The sequence below is a fragment of the Aerococcus viridans genome, from assembly GCF_002083135.2.
Taxonomy (GTDB): domain Bacteria; phylum Bacillota; class Bacilli; order Lactobacillales; family Aerococcaceae; genus Aerococcus; species Aerococcus viridans_C.
Window position 1 is genome coordinate 295,805 of sequence record NZ_NBTM02000001.1, and the last position, 15,121, is coordinate 310,925.

Annotated in this window: 11 protein-coding genes; 2 read left to right on the forward strand and 9 right to left on the reverse strand. The window is 38.5% G+C overall.

The window, feature by feature from the left end; all coding sequences use genetic code 11:
- Positions 1-7: 7 nt before the first annotated feature.
- From A6J77_RS01495 to A6J77_RS01525, 7 genes are all read right to left on the reverse strand, one after another.
- Positions 8-1,321 carry a homoserine dehydrogenase gene (locus A6J77_RS01495; RefSeq protein ID WP_083067753.1) on the reverse strand — a complete coding sequence of 438 codons (1,314 nt, stop codon included), beginning with the start codon at positions 1,319-1,321 and terminating at the stop codon, positions 8-10.
- Positions 1,322-1,383: 62 nt separating this feature from the next.
- Complete coding sequence (locus tag A6J77_RS01500) at positions 1,384-2,928, reverse strand: Mur ligase family protein (RefSeq protein ID WP_083067754.1); 1,545 nt, start codon at positions 2,926-2,928, stop codon at positions 1,384-1,386.
- A 128-nt stretch (positions 2,929-3,056) separates the two neighbouring features.
- On the reverse strand, positions 3,057-3,284 hold the full coding sequence (locus tag A6J77_RS01505; RefSeq protein WP_016897683.1) for a YkuJ family protein: 228 nt from the start codon (positions 3,282-3,284) through the stop codon (positions 3,057-3,059).
- 136 nt (positions 3,285-3,420) lie between these two features.
- Positions 3,421-4,677: a glycosyltransferase gene (locus A6J77_RS01510; protein ID WP_083067755.1), complete on the reverse strand. Its 1,257-nt coding sequence runs from the start codon at positions 4,675-4,677 to the stop codon at positions 3,421-3,423.
- Positions 4,678-4,995: 318 nt separating this feature from the next.
- The gene (locus A6J77_RS01515; RefSeq protein WP_083067756.1) at positions 4,996-6,336 is read right to left on the reverse strand and encodes an ISL3 family transposase; all 1,341 of its coding nucleotides are present in this window, start codon (positions 6,334-6,336) and stop codon (positions 4,996-4,998) included.
- Between the two features lie 225 nt (positions 6,337-6,561).
- Positions 6,562-8,295 (reverse strand): phosphoenolpyruvate--protein phosphotransferase, encoded by a 1,734-nt coding sequence (ptsP, locus tag A6J77_RS01520; RefSeq protein WP_083067757.1) that lies wholly within the window; start codon positions 8,293-8,295, stop codon positions 6,562-6,564.
- Between the two features lies 1 nt (position 8,296).
- Positions 8,297-8,563 (reverse strand): phosphocarrier protein HPr, encoded by a 267-nt coding sequence (locus A6J77_RS01525; RefSeq protein WP_070467980.1) that lies wholly within the window; start codon positions 8,561-8,563, stop codon positions 8,297-8,299.
- Positions 8,564-8,883: 320 nt separating this feature from the next.
- Here A6J77_RS01525 and A6J77_RS01530 point away from each other — a divergent pair, with 320 nt between their 5' ends.
- On the forward strand, positions 8,884-11,112 hold the full coding sequence (locus A6J77_RS01530; RefSeq protein ID WP_083067758.1) for an ATP-dependent Clp protease ATP-binding subunit: 2,229 nt from the start codon (positions 8,884-8,886) through the stop codon (positions 11,110-11,112).
- Between the two features lie 69 nt (positions 11,113-11,181).
- Here the strand turns inward: A6J77_RS01530 and A6J77_RS01535 are convergent, their stop codons facing one another.
- A complete protein-coding gene (locus tag A6J77_RS01535) occupies positions 11,182-12,198 on the reverse strand; it encodes a YeiH family protein (RefSeq protein ID WP_227645092.1) in 1,017 nt (338 codons plus the stop codon).
- A gap of 109 nt (positions 12,199-12,307) precedes the next feature.
- Between A6J77_RS01535 and A6J77_RS01540 the strand changes: the two genes are divergently transcribed.
- Positions 12,308-13,192: a LysR family transcriptional regulator gene (locus A6J77_RS01540; RefSeq protein ID WP_193756623.1), complete on the forward strand. Its 885-nt coding sequence runs from the start codon at positions 12,308-12,310 to the stop codon at positions 13,190-13,192.
- A gap of 170 nt (positions 13,193-13,362) precedes the next feature.
- Here the strand turns inward: A6J77_RS01540 and A6J77_RS01545 are convergent, their stop codons facing one another.
- Positions 13,363-14,937: a peptide chain release factor 3 gene (locus A6J77_RS01545; protein WP_083067761.1), complete on the reverse strand. Its 1,575-nt coding sequence runs from the start codon at positions 14,935-14,937 to the stop codon at positions 13,363-13,365.
- Positions 14,938-15,121 lie beyond the last annotated feature (184 nt).

The window sequence follows — 15,121 nt, forward strand, 5'->3', positions numbered from 1 at the left end:
TGGTCACCTACTTCGCTTCAGGCAACACAGAATAGTAAGAAATCAAGTTTAATTCAGGACTATCTTGTGTGGCTTGGTTGATTTGTTGTAATTGGGCTTGTGACATTTCATGGGTGACAACCACAATTTTCGCTGTCTTGTCGTCAGATGACGGTTCTTGGAATACCTTGTCTAAGCTGACTTTCGCATCGTCAAAGATTTGGACAAGTTTGATGAACTGCCCTTGTTTGTCTTCAGTTTCAAAGTGGAAGAAGCCAACAGATTTGATGTCTTCAGCTTTTTTCCAAGAGGCATTTTGACTGTAATTCGCAAATGGTTGACCCGTCGTTTCTGTATGGATATGTTGACCAATAGCCATAATATCTGAAACCACCATAGCCCCTGTAGGTAACTCGCCGGCACCAGGACCATAGAACATCATCTCACCAGTCGCTGCACCCTCAGTAAAGACCGCATTCATTTCGTTACGAACAGTTGATAATGGATGGGTTTTTGGTACTAAGGTTGGCGCCACTTCAGCGTATACAGTACCGTCTACAAAGTTTGCACGACCAATTAGCTTGATCACGTAACCTAATGAGCTAGCAACTTGGATATCACGAGCTGTGACATGACGGATCCCTTTGATTGGAATGTCGTTCAAGTCGACAGTCACCCCAAAGGCCATTTTCGTTAAGATAACAATCTTACGGGCTGCGTCTAGACCGTCTACGTCACCTGATGGGTCTGCTTCTGCTAAACCTAAAGCTTGCGCTTCCGCTAAAACTTCATCAAAGCCACGACCTTGTTCCACCATTTTTGTCAAAATGTAATTCGTTGTCCCGTTAACAATCCCTGAAACAGAGAACAATTTATCCGACGCTAGTGGCGTACGTAAACTGTTTAAAATTGGAATACCACCAGCAACTGCTGCTTCATATAAGAAGTCTAATTGATGGTCTTGGGCATATTGGATTAAATCTAAACCGCGTTTAATCGCCACCAAGTCCTTATTAGCAGTTACGATGTGCTTACCAGCGCGTAGAGCAGCTTCAATACAGTCAGCTGCGAATGTTGTCCCACCCATGGCTTCAACGACAATATCAATTGAAGGATCATTGATGACATCATTGAAATCAGTTGTCAATTGAATGCTTTCTGGTAATCCGGGATGTTTCGCTTTTGATTTTTCAATATCGCGGACAAAAATCTTCGTTACTTGGTATTGAATACCTTCCGTATCTGACATTTTTTGTGCGTGATCATGCATAATTTTGGCTACACCGCCACCGACTGTACCTAGACCAAGTAATCCAATATTAATTTGCTTCAAATTTGCCACCTCTTTAGTTCATTGTATTTTATCATGTATATTTCATGGTATTCTCATAATTGTTTCCACTCTTAAATTCTACCCTTAAATTCATAAAAAGCAATCAATTGTTGCACATATTCAAAATCGGGTACGTAAAATTCGTTACGGCCATTGATTTTAATCGTATCTTCTGACCCCTTACCAGCTACCACAATAGTCGTTGGTTTTCCGGACGCAATCGCATCCTTATAGGCCATATAGATTGACCCGGTTCGGTCTAAATTGCTTCTTACTTTAGCATCTGGATTGACCCCATTAATGGCCTCTTCAATTTCAGCCATGATTTTATAAGCGTCTTCAAAGTTTGGATCGTCACTGGTTAAATAAATCTCATTGGTATTCAACCCAGCCACATGGCCCATATCCGCCCGTCTATTTTCAGCTTTACCACCGGCTGATCCAAAAACAATGCGGATATCATTATCAGGAGCCATTTCTTTAACAGATGAGAATAACTCTTCAAAAGAAATCTTGTTGTGGGCGAAATCAACGACAAAGGTCAATTGATTGTCCGTACTACGGTAGATTTCCATCCGGCCATCGGTTTTGGCATGGCCTAAAGCCTTTTGAATCGTTGCCCACTCAACAGCGTTTTCGCGTGCAATCGCCGCAGCAACTAAGGCATTGTTGATATTAAAATGCCCTAAGACATTCAAAGTCATCGGAATCGTTTCACCTTGGTTTTTCACCACAAAAGTCTGTTTGGTTTCACTAAAGGCTATATCATCGGCAAAATAATCAGCCGCCGGGTTCTTGCGTGAAACAGTCACAATCCGTTCAATATTTTCAGCATCTTGTGCTGCTTTTAAAATATCTTCATAATGGTCCGTATCTTCATTGATGACGGCCACTTTACCGTGGTTAAAGATCCGTAATTTTGACTGGAAGTAGTCAGCAAAAGTGGGATGTTCAACTGGTGAAATATGGTCTGGTGAAATATTTAAAAAGGCCACCACTTGCATCTTCACGTCATCAACGCGGTGGTATTTTAAAGCTTGACTGGATACTTCCATAGTTGCCCGTTTTACCCCATTATCTCGCATTGTTGCCAGCATTTCATATAAATCCATGGCTTCAGGCGTAGTAAGGGTTGATGGTGTTTTTTCTAGGCCATCATAGTTAAAGGTAGACGATACGAAACCAGGTAGTGCTTGCCCTTTTTCCTGACTGTCTAGAGTCAAAATTTGGTTAACAAAACCTGCAGTGGTTGTTTTGCCCTTTGTACCTGTAATCCCTGAAATCGCCACGTCTTGCCAAGGTGATTGGTAGAAGAAGTTGGCAAGCTGAGCCATCGCTAGGCGGATATCTTCAACGATAATGCCAGGGATGTCTGCTGCGTAATCTTGTTCTGATAGGTAGGCCACTGCCCCACGGCCAACGGCATCTTTTAGGTATGATGCCTTAAAGTTTAGCCCCTTACAAACGAATAAGGTGTTGGCTGTCACCGCACGCGAGTCGAAGGTGATGCGATCAATTACGACCTCGTCTGCAGTATTTTCTCGTGTAATGGTTGTTGCGCTGCCATTGTCCTTAAAAAAGGCTATAGCACGCGATAATTTCATTGAATCTGACATGTTAAACTCCCTCTACTCCATATAAATAAAAAAAAGATCGTGATGCCACGACCCTCTATACGACACAGAATGTCTGCCATATTGGTAGTTCTAGTAGGTCACCCTACAATTTCAACTGCATTGGTTAATTATTGAATTAACTCGTAGATTTCCATTGCGACTAAATCAATGTCATCAAATTGGAAAGTTTCGTTGATTGTTAAGTCCTCTAATTCAAAACTTTCAGACTCTTTGTTAAAGCGTACAATACACTTCTCAACGCCCTCTTTTTCAAAACGACGTACTTCGATTTCTGAGTCATCAGAAAGCATCGCTTTTAATCGGGTAATAATTGCTTCTAATCGAGATGATTGCATAATAATCTCCTTTCGCCTTCTTATCTTTGTCATTTTAACACTCTTTGGGTGAATAAAAAACCTTTAAGTGCATAAGAAATGAATTAATTTCAGCAAAGCCTTTTCATTGAAAAATGACGGCCCGTATTAAGGCTGACTACTGATCCTTTCTGCGAATGTAGAACGACGGAAAGTACTTGCTAGTCCACTTCAAGGGCTTATGCAATTCTGCAAAAGAAGAAGATAGGTAAACACTTCGGCCAATTAGATTTCTCGGTTTCTCTGACTGCAATTCAATCATGTACTGGTAAATATGGTACAAGTCCTCATAGAAAGCGTCTGCCGACACATGGTAAATCAATGGCGCTAACCCTTCTGTTAATGAAGATTGCGTCGTTGCAATAGCCTTCACAGATTGCGGAAAGTCTGTCACTTCGGTTAATAAATGACCGAACGTTGCAATATCTTCAAGGGACGCTAGATAAGGCGTCTTCATGGCAATCACCGGTAAATGGTTGGTGATGGCTTCAATAAAGGTTAAGCCCTGCGTCTCAGAAGTTGATAAATTCACATAAACATCCGCCGCTTGGTACAAAACGTTGACTTGGTCATGAGACACAAAGCCTGGGAAAATGATTTTATCCGTCAAGTTCAGTTCGGCTGTTAAAGCTTTTAACTCTTCTAATTGAGGTCCATCTCCAGCAAGTAACAACTTCGCATTCGGGATATCAGCCAACACCTGAGGGAACTGCTCGATAATCGCTATTAAGTTTTTTTCTTCAGCGATACGATTAATCGATAATAGTAAATACTCATCTTGTGCGATACCCCAGCTTTGTCTAAAGTTTCTTAAGACATCATGGTCAATTTTCTTAGGTAATTTTACCCCGGTTGCCAAGACATGAATGGGTTTTTGAATTTGATAATCTCGTAAAACCTCTTTCATCTGACCGCTAGGTGAAATGACTAAATCAGCTTGGTCACAGAATAGCTTAGACAAATGAACGACCGTTTTTCGAGAAATTAATTTGCCGTTTAAAATATAATGGAGGTATTTCTCATACCAAGTGTGGTAAGTGTGCACTAGTGGGATCCTCATATAGCGTGCTACGCTTAACCCCATCAATCCCATAGAAAACTCCGTCTGGGTATGGACAATATCAATTTCTAATTCTTTACATTTACGGTAAATCGACGCAAAAGAAGGAATTGCCACTCGTCTATCCTTGAAGAATAGAAAAGGAACTGATTCATAGCGAAAGACATGGTCTTCAATTTCTGCCTTTGGATCAGATGTCGTAAAGATATAGACTTGATGTCCATTATCCTCAAACGTTTCTTTTAATGTTTGAATTGATGTAGCGACCCCACTTACTTGTGGAAAGTAGGTATCGGTAAAGACCGCGATATTCATCTAAACACTCCTTAGATGCCCTTTTTGTTTTAATTCTGTCATATATCCTATCATAACAGAAAAATTGTGATTAAAAAATCACCTGACGGCAACTTAATTGTAAAGAATACGATAAGGAATATCTGGTTCTTTTACAAATAGTGTTGGTAAATAATTTCAAATATCGCGAATACGTTATTTAGTATTTATTAATATGTAAATGAGCTTCAAAGAGAAAAGCTATACACGATTATGTGTATGGCTTTTTTTTGCCTTAGGCAAGAATATTATTATGTTGTAGCAACAAGGACTAGGAAAATATTAATAGTTTGGCAGGCCTTAGCTTGCCATTGCTTCATAAGTGGATGGTGCTGGGTTTGAAGGCTTGTATTTTAGTTTGAATTGGACTAGTATTCTAGCGCGTAAATTAAAGAAATTAGCATATCCGAAACCAGTACGCTTAATTAATTTAATCTTATTATTAATACCTTCGGTAGGTCCGTTTGAGACGGTATAAGTTAATGAATTATGGATATATGGTAAAAACTTCTGTAAAGTTCTGATAGTTCTTCTCGCACGTCGAGGCAAGGTTATTTTCCTTGTGCTCTTCAATATTTCATCAAATAGCTCAATGTTATGCGTAGAAATTGCGTACTTAAGCTCATTCATTAGAGTATATGTTACTAATAAATCCGGCGAAATATTCAATAGGAAATCAACAATACGCTGTTCCGAAATTTCTTCACCAAATTGGCGAACATAATATGTATCAGTGAAATTTAAGTCTTCAGCATTTTTTAGCAACAACTTCCATTGTTTTTTAAGTTTTCTGTAGTCAGATGGTCGGCTATTTTTCACGATATTCATAGCTTTAATACGAACAGAATTAATTGTCTCATTTAGTAACTTCACGATATGGAATCGATCAATTACAATCTTAGCATTAGGAAAACTAGTACGTATTACTTCAAGATAGGGTGTATACAAATCGATAGAAACAGTTTTCACACTACTTCTAGCAGCCCAAGTAAAGGAAGCAAAGTAATCGATTAGAGAAGCTTGTTTCCGATCAACAATAATATCAATCAACCTTCTATTATGGGTGTCCACAAGGACAGCACTCATCGCATTGGCTACTCGATTAGTAGATTTAAACTCATCTATACCAAGGTTACTAGGCAGATAGTTTCCTTTTGGTGATAGTCCTTTACCAGCTTTCAGTAGAATCCTAGAGACTGTTGGAGACGACACGTGATATCGTTTAGCGATTAATCGCATGGATTGTGTTTCAACTAATTCTGAACTTATCTGACTTTTTATTGAGTTTGAGATACAGCAGTATTTCTGTACTAACGGTGTTTCAGCAATAGAGGTTTGCGCGCAATGTTTACAATAAAATCGTTGCTTCTTCAGTTTTAGCAATATCGGATTTGAAACTGAATTAGGTAATCTTATAATTGTAGGCTTAAACCCATGTTTAATCAGATCATGGCTTCCTGTATTCTTTACACCACATTGGATACAAGCCTTAGGCTTGTAGGTTAAGACGCCTTCAACGACTATATAATTCACATCTTGATACTTTTCAGTTGGAAGCAGAGTCATTCCCTCTGGTACACCAATTTGAATATTATTGTCGAGAATTCCGCAAAGTTGTTTTATAATAGTTATATGGGACATGAATTTTCCTTCTTTCAGTATTCGTCGAGGTTTACTTGAAATAAAGATATCATGTCCTTTTTTTTGCGTACACAAAAATAGTGCCGATGAGACTCAATTGAATCTCACCAACACTATTTATTATAGAACCGAATATCTTTGTGTGACATTTTCATTTAGACAAAGAGAAAACCCCACCAAGATCCATGATCTCAGTGAGGTTTTCAGTGTGTTTATTTGAAATGATTATAGGTCAGCTAATTCAGGAACTGCTGCTTTAATTAAAGCTTCAGCTTCGTCTGAAGAAGTTGCTTCTGTAACCACTTTGTTGGCTAATTCAGCCATTTCGTTTGAATCTAATTTAGAAATTAATGATCTGATTTTCAGTACAGACGATGCAGACATAGAGAATTCATCTAAGCCCATACCTACTAATAATGGGGCAGCCATTGGTTCACCGGCTACTTCACCACACATACCAGTCCATTTACCTTCTTTATGACTCGCATCGATAACGTTTTTAATTAATCGTAATACAGATGGATTAAATGGTTGGTATAGGTATGAAACGTGTTCGTTCATACGGTCGGCCGCCATTGTATATTGGATTAAGTCGTTAGTACCGATAGAGAAGAAGTCCACTTCTTTAGCGAATTGATCAGCAATCACAGCAGCTGCTGGGATTTCAATCATGATTCCCACTTGGATGTCATCCGCAACTTCAACACCTTCTGCTTCTAATTTAGCTTTTTCTTCCTCGTAAATCGCTTTCGCAGCGCGGAATTCAGGTAAATTAGAAATCATTGGGAACATGATGCGTAATGAACCGTATACAGACGCACGTAATAAAGCACGTAATTGTACACGTAATAATTCAGGTTGGTTTAATCCGATACGGATTGCACGGTAACCTAAGAATGGGTTCATTTCTTCTGGTAATTGTAAGTAAGGTAAGTGTTTGTCCCCACCGATGTCCATTGTACGAACAACGACTGGATGACCATTCATACCTTCTAAAACAACTTTGTAAGATTCGAATTGCTCATCTTCAGTTGGCATTTCGTCTGAATCCATGTATAAGAATTCAGTACGGTATAAACCAATTGCTTCAGCACCGTTTGCGTGTACACCTTCTAAATCTTTTGGCGTACCGATGTTAGCGGCGATTTCGAATTTCTTGCCGTCTTTAGTTAAAGTCTCAGCGTCTTTAAGTTTTTCCCACTCAGCTTTACGTGCTAAGAAGTCAGCAGCAATTTTTCCGTATTCTGCGATTGTTGCGTCGTCAGGATTTACAATAACATCACCGTTTAAACCATCCACAATGACAGTGTCACCGTCGTTAATTTCTTTAGAAACATTACCAGTCCCTACAACCGCTGCAATTTCTAATGAACGAGACATGATCGCTGAATGCGACGTACGTCCACCGATATCAGTTGCAAAACCTTTAACAAACTGACGGTTCAATTGTGCAGTATCACTTGGTGTTAAGTCATAAGCCACAACAACCACTTCTTCATCAATTGTTGAAAGGTCAGGAATTTTAACACCTAATAAATGTGCTACTAAACGGTCAGTAACATCTTTGATGTCAGCTGCACGTTCTTGCATATAAGGATTGTCTTCCATACCTTTGAAGATTTCGATGTAGAAGTCAGCTGTTTGACGAACAGCAGATTCTGCATTCAATGTTTCATCATCAATTTTTTGCGTGTAAGCTTGTTGCAATTCCGGATCTTCAAGAACCATTAAATGCGCGTCAAAGACTTGCGCTTCCTCTTCTGACAAGGCTTTAGATGCAACCGCTTTAATTTTTTCGATTTCTACTTTTGAGTCAGCTATAGCTTTTGCTAAGCGTTCTTTTTCTTGTTGTGAATCGTTAGATTTTGAAATTTCAAAACTTAGATCAGGTTCTTCAACTAAGAACGCTTTAGCGATGGCAACGCCATCGCTAGCTGCGATTCCTGTTAGTTTAGTCATATTATTCTGATAACCCTTCGTTTTTCATAGTGTCAGCAATTGTTTGGATTGCTTCTTCTTCGTCATCACCTTCAGCAGTGATTACAACGTCAGAACCTTGACCTACACCTAAAGACATTACGCCCATGATAGATTTCAAGTTTACAGATTTACCTTTGTATTCTAGGTTAATATCTGAGTTGAACTTGCTTGCAGATTGCACCAATAAAGTTGCAGGACGTGCGTGGATACCAGTTTCAGCTGTAATGTTAAATTCTTGTTTTTGCATAATCAAAAATCTCCTTTAAAATGTTTTATTCATACCTTTATAAATAGGCAAGAGTTATTATAGCTTATCTATTTGCAAAGTAAAATGTCACAAACTAGACTATACCATAATTAGAAAACTCTTTCATTAATAATTTACCAAAAAAATAGCGTTTCCACAAGGTTTTTCCCTTGAATAGGATAGGAATAATTTTTGTTTAAGCCTATTTGTTGAAAGTCAAAATTGGTCAAGGTATAATATAGTCATTAGCAGTTATACAAAATGCTGCGAATATAAAATTGCAAGCAATCACCCTAGCTTTAAATAAAGGAAGTGTTTATATGTTATGTCAAAACTGTGGTGAACGCGACGCCGTCATTCATGTATACGCAAATGTGAATGGCCGACGTGAAGCGGTAAACCTATGCCAAACATGCTACTCACAGCTATCTCAAGGTAAACAAACCAACAATTTAAATAACAGCAACAGTAACGGTAATAACCCCTTTGGTGGCTATAGCTTTGATGACTTATTACGTCAAATGCAACAACAAGGCTTTTCTACTAATTCGCAAAATAAAGCGCAAGCTCAAGCTGGCCAAGGTGGCAACAATGACGATTCTATCTTAGGCAATTACGGGACCAACTTGACTGACCAAGCTAAAGCTGGTTTAATCGACCCAATTATCGGTCGTGACGATGAAATTATCCGAGTGATTGAAATCCTGAACCGTCGGACAAAAAACAATCCTGTTCTAATCGGTGAACCAGGTGTTGGTAAAACAGCGGTTGTCGAAGGACTCGCTCAAAAAATTGTTGAGCATGCTGTACCGGAAAAATTGCGCAACAAAGAAGTCATCCAATTAGATGTTGCTTCGCTTGTTCAAGGGACTGGTATCCGCGGTCAATTCGAAGAAAAAATGCAACAATTAATGAATGAAGTCCGCGAAAATAAAAATATCATTCTATTTATAGATGAAATTCATGAAATTGTAGGCGCTGGTTCAACCGAAGGCGGCTCACTAGATGCTGGTAATATTCTAAAACCAGCCCTAGCCCGCGGTGAACTCCAATTAGTGGGTGCTACTACTTTAAATGAATTTAGAAAAATCGAAAAAGATGGCGCCCTAGCCCGACGTCTACAACAAGTCATGGTAGCTGAACCTTCTGTAGAGGAAACCCTTGAAATTATCAAAGGTATTCAAGAAAAATACGAAGGTTTCCATAACGTGAAATATAGTGATGAAGCGATTGAAGCGACTGTCCGTTTATCTGACCGGTATATAACTGACCGCCAATTGCCAGATAAAGCTATCGATTTATTAGATGAATCTGGTTCTAAAATGAACTTAACTATTCCATTCTTAGACCGTGAATCCTTGAAAAATCAAATTGATGAATTAACCAAACTAAAAGAAATGGCCACAGAAGCAGAAGACTACGAGAAAGCAGCCTACTACCGTGACCAATTAAATAAATACCAAGGCATGTATGATAGCAACCAAAATGTGACTGAAAAGATCCCAACGGTTACTGCTAGCGACATCCAAGCGATTATCGAAACAAAAACCGGTATTCCTGTTTCAGACTTGCAAGAATCTGAGCAAAACCAACTAATCAACCTAGACGAAAATTTGAAACAACACGTCATTGGTCAAGACGATGCTGTAGAACACATTGCTAAAGCCATCCGCCGTAACCGCGTTGGTTTGAGCCGTCAAGACCGTCCGATAGGATCTTTCATGTTCGTCGGGCCAACTGGTGTTGGTAAGACTGAATTAGCTCGTCAATTGGCCATCCAATTATTTGGTCGCCGCGAAGCCTTAGTCCGTTTTGATATGTCCGAATACATGGAAAAGCATGCCGTGTCTAAACTGATCGGTTCTCCTCCAGGATACGTGGGTTACGATGAAGCGGGCCAATTAACTGAACAAGTACGTCGTCAGCCATATTCAATCATCTTATTAGATGAGATTGAAAAAGCCCATCCAGATGTCTTAAATATCTTCCTACAAATTATGGAAGACGGTCGTTTAACAGATGCCCAAGGACGGACTGTATCCTTTAAAGATACCCTAATCATCATGACATCAAATGCCGGTTCAGATGGTGTTGAAGCCAGTGTTGGCTTCGGGGCAAGCAAACAAGGTAAACAACAAAGTATCATGAACAAGATTGGTGACTACTTTAAACCTGAATTCTTGAACCGTTTCGATGCGATTATCGAATTCCAACCGCTAACTAAAACAGAATTGATTGTGATTGTTGACCTACTATTAGACAATATGAACAACTTATTAGCCAACCAAGATATCCATGTAAATGTTGATGACAAGGTTAAAGAACGGTTAGTTGAACTTGGCTATGATCCAAAACTTGGTGCTCGCCCATTAAGACGTGTCATCCAAAGTCAAATCGAAGACCAAGTTGCTGATACCTATCTAAAAAACAGTGATATTCACGAAATTAATTTCACAACAAATACTGACGACGAAATTGTAGTAAGTGTCAGTGAAAATGAAAATGAAAATTCATCAAACTTAGAATCAGACGATAGTACAACTAAATAAACAAAAAAAGGAATTGTGGCTTCATTGCTACAATTCCTTTTTTTATAAATAATACTTATTCTTTTATCGTTAGAAATGCTTTGTTAGGAATAGAACAACAATGGCAACAACGACAACAAGTGAATCAACTATAAAACCTAGAATCATCGGCTTAGGACCAATTTTTTTAATATCTTTAAAGCTAGTCGTTAATCCAATTGCAGATAAGGCCATGATCATGCTGAATTTTGATGCACTAGAAATAGATGGCGCAATCGCATTCGGTATAATGCCAATGCTTCGCAAAGCTACAACGACTAGAAATAAAATGATGAAGTACGGGAATATCTTTCGTAAATCGACAGGTGTATGGGATTCTGTTCCCTGTGCCTTATTTTCTAGGCGTTCATTAATAACAGAGAAAATTAGCACATATGGGATGATGAATAGCGTACGTGTTAATTTTACAATAACCGCTACGTTCCCACCAAGTTGTGAGAAAGCATAACCAGCAGCTACTACAGAAGAGGTATCATTCACCGCAGTACCAATCCAATGACCATACCCTGTATCAGACATCCCCAGCGCAATACCTATCCATGGAAAAATAATGACTGTAATAATATCAAAGATAAAGGTAGCAGAAATTGCATAAGTAATATCTTCATGTTTCGCTTTTATAACAGGTCCAACCGCTGCAACCGCTGATCCTCCGCAAATCGCTGTACTCACTGCTAATAAGTTTGTTAGCTTCCAATTTACCCCAAAAAACTTACCAATCAAGTTACCTACACCAAAGGCTGTCAACATTGTAAATATCATTAAAAACAGTGCATATTTTCCAACATCCCACACTTCAGCAAAATTCAGATTCACGCCCATCAAAATAATTCCTAATCGTAAGATTTTTTTTGATGAAAAAGTAACCCCTGAATATAGCTGTTGATGTTTCATGAAGAAAGGATTTAATGCCATCCCAACTAGCAGAGCCATCACAGTCGCACCAATGATATCACCTGGTAATAAGCTACTCAGCGCTATGGCTATCACTGCAACTAAGGCACTAAGTGATAAGCCTGGTATTAAATTTTTTCCTTTTTCTATCATAATTCTCCTCCAAATCATTATTCATATCTTGAATATAGCATACGGTTTCCATAAAATATAATTATCATATTTTATATTTACATAAATAATTATTATAAGGATGGTGGATATGCTAGATAATCGTTTACAAACTTTTTTAACCCTTTGTGAGCAAGGGAGTTTTACTAAAACGGCTGAAATCTTAAACATGACTCAACCTGCTGTTTCTCAGCATATACAATATTTAGAACACTACTATCAAATCATTTTAATAGCTGAAAAAGGCAAAAACTTCTCGCTTACTGAAGAAGGTAAAGCTCTTCAACAATATATCAAGTTATTAAAAGCAAATGCTGAACGCATATTACCATTGCTCCACCGTGTAAAAGATAAGGTTTATCCTCTACACTTTGGTGCAACCCTAACCATTGGTGAATATACTATGCCGCCCATTCTACATCAGATATTTGAAGAAAAACCTGCTACAAATATTTCGATGTTTGTTGAAAACACCCATGTTCTACAAGAGATGCTTTGGGAGGGTAAGATCGACTTCGCTCTATTAGAAGGCCATTTCAACCAGCAGGAATTTGCACATAAGTTGATTTCAAATGAAGAGTTTATCGCTATCTGTTCGCCTGAAAATATCCTAGCAAAAAAAGCCATTCTTTTAGAAGATTTACTTGATCAGCAACTTATTTTACGGGAGCCAGGGAGTGGTACACGTGATATTTTAGAACAAGCTTTATATAACCAGAATCTTCATATTGACGACTTTACTGGCAGAACTCAAATCACAAATATGAATGTCATTAAATCTTTATGCCATCAAAATATGGGTATCACCTTTATGTACCGTGAAGCTGTGAAAGAAGAATTAGCAACTGGTTATCTTGTTGAAATTCCATTAGTAAACTTTAATATTCAACATCCCTTTAATTTCGTTTACTTAAAGGATGCACCTGACAAACAGCAAATCGAATCTTGGTTTGAAACAATTATGCGTCTAAGATAGTCTTAGTTTTCTATACTCAACAACAATAACAGGCGATATCTATAAATAAATATATGTCATGAGCTACACACGTTATAAACTAAACAAAAAAGCCACTAAATGATCACAACATAAATTGTCATCGTTTAGTAGTTTTATATTGCTCTTTTCTTGCTATTAAAAACTATTTACTACAGTAAAGTTTCTAAATGCACATCCGGATACTTACCTTGGAACCAGTTCACGGCAAAGTTGTTTTCAAATAGGAAAACAGGATTACCATGGATATCCTTACATAGTAAGTTACGGCTTGAGGACATCTTCGGATCCAACTCTTCTTCAGAAATCCAACGGGCGATTTTATTGCCCATTGGTGACATGTCAACTTCTGAGTTGTATTCATTTAATAAGCGGTATTGGAAAACTTCGAATTGTAGTTGCCCAACAGCACCAATAATATACTCTTCTGAATGCCATGTTCTATAAAGTTGGATGGCACCCTCTTGGACTAATTGTTGCATCCCTTTATGGAATGATTTTTGTTTCATGACATTTTTAGGTGATACTTTCATGAATAATTCCGGTGTAAATTGTGGTAGTGGTGGGAATGATACGGCCTTTTTGCCTGTATAAATGGTATCACCGATTTGGAAGTTCCCTGTATCATACAAACCAATGATATCGCCGGCTACAGCTTTTTCAACGTTCTCTCTTGAATCGGCCATAAATTGGGTTGTATTGTTCAATTTGATTTTCTTGCCAGTACGCGTTACTTTAACATCCATTCCCTCTTCAAAGGCACCTGACACGATACGAACAAAGGCAATCCGGTCACGGTGACGAGGGTCCATGTTGGCTTGGATTTTAAAGATAAAACCAGTTAACTCAGCATCTGTTGGTTCAATTTCTTCCCCTTCTTCAACAGTAGCTACTGCAGAAGGTGCTGGCGCGAAATCAACGAAGGCATCTAGGAAGGTTTGTACACCAAATCCTGTTAAGGCAGATCCAAAGAATACAGGCGTTAATTCACCGGCAGCAATAGCTTCTACATCAAAACCGTTACCAGCTTCACGCATTAATTCTGCGTTTTCCAAGGCTTCGGTATAAATAGATGATTCTTTAAATTTAAAGTCGCCTTCAACTTCACCGTCTTCGTTCAATGGTAGGAAGTCGTTATCACCATTTTCTTCAGGATGGGTTAATTCAACACGGTTGTTGTAGAAATCATATAAACCAAGGAATTGTTTCCCCATACCCATTGGCCAGTTCATTGCATAGGCATCGATGTCTAATACTTCTTCAAGTTCAGCAACTAAGTCCATCGGTTCACGACCATCACGGTCTAATTTGTTCATAAAGGTGAAAATTGGAATTCCACGCATACGACAAACTTGGAATAATTTCTTAGTTTGAGGCTCGATCCCTTTACCTGAGTCAATTACCATCACGGCAGCATCTACAGCCATCAAAGTACGGTAAGTATCTTCAGAGAAGTCCTCATGTCCTGGGGTATCCACTAGGTTGATTTGGTAACCATCGTAGTCTACCTGCATCACCGATGAGGTAACAGAAATCCCACGTTGTTGCTCGATTTTCATCCAGTCAGACTTGGCGAATTTACCTGATTTTTTCCCTTTAACAGTACCCGCTTGACGGATAGCACCTGAGTATAATAATAATTGTTCTGTAATCGTCGTTTTACCAGCATCCGGGTGGGAAATGATGGCGAAGGTACGGCGTTTTGCTACTTCTTGCGTTAAGTTCATCCTCTTCATCCTTTTTCATTTTTATTATTGATTATTTCTTTCTGATTTGTTGGGCGTGTGATTTATATAGCGCACTAAGCTAATCACACCTCCTAAAATATGCCTTTCTATAATACCACAGACGTCAAGTAATTTAAAATTGCAAATTACATAATAATTATCCCCGCTTATGTTATAATGAATC

Bases quoted from the DNA above. Each gene is read 5' to 3' on its own strand.
- A6J77_RS01500 (WP_083067754.1), bottom strand. From the start codon at position 2,928: ATGTCAGATTCAATGAAATTATCGCGTGCTATAGCCTTTTTTAAGGAC.
- A6J77_RS01505 (WP_016897683.1), bottom strand. From the start codon at position 3,284: ATGCAATCATCTCGATTAGAAGCAATTATTACCCGATTAAAAGCGATG.
- A6J77_RS01510 (WP_083067755.1), bottom strand. From the start codon at position 4,677: ATGAATATCGCGGTCTTTACCGATACCTACTTTCCACAAGTAAGTGGG.
- A6J77_RS01515 (WP_083067756.1), bottom strand. From the start codon at position 6,336: ATGTCCCATATAACTATTATAAAACAACTTTGCGGAATTCTCGACAAT.
- ptsP (WP_083067757.1), bottom strand. From the start codon at position 8,295: ATGACTAAACTAACAGGAATCGCAGCTAGCGATGGCGTTGCCATCGCT.
- A6J77_RS01525 (WP_070467980.1), bottom strand. From the start codon at position 8,563: ATGCAAAAACAAGAATTTAACATTACAGCTGAAACTGGTATCCACGCA.
- A6J77_RS01530 (WP_083067758.1), top strand. From the start codon at position 8,884: ATGTTATGTCAAAACTGTGGTGAACGCGACGCCGTCATTCATGTATAC.
- A6J77_RS01535 (WP_227645092.1), bottom strand. From the start codon at position 12,198: ATGATAGAAAAAGGAAAAAATTTAATACCAGGCTTATCACTTAGTGCC.
- A6J77_RS01540 (WP_193756623.1), top strand. From the start codon at position 12,308: ATGCTAGATAATCGTTTACAAACTTTTTTAACCCTTTGTGAGCAAGGG.
- A6J77_RS01545 (WP_083067761.1), bottom strand. From the start codon at position 14,937: ATGAACTTAACGCAAGAAGTAGCAAAACGCCGTACCTTCGCCATCATT.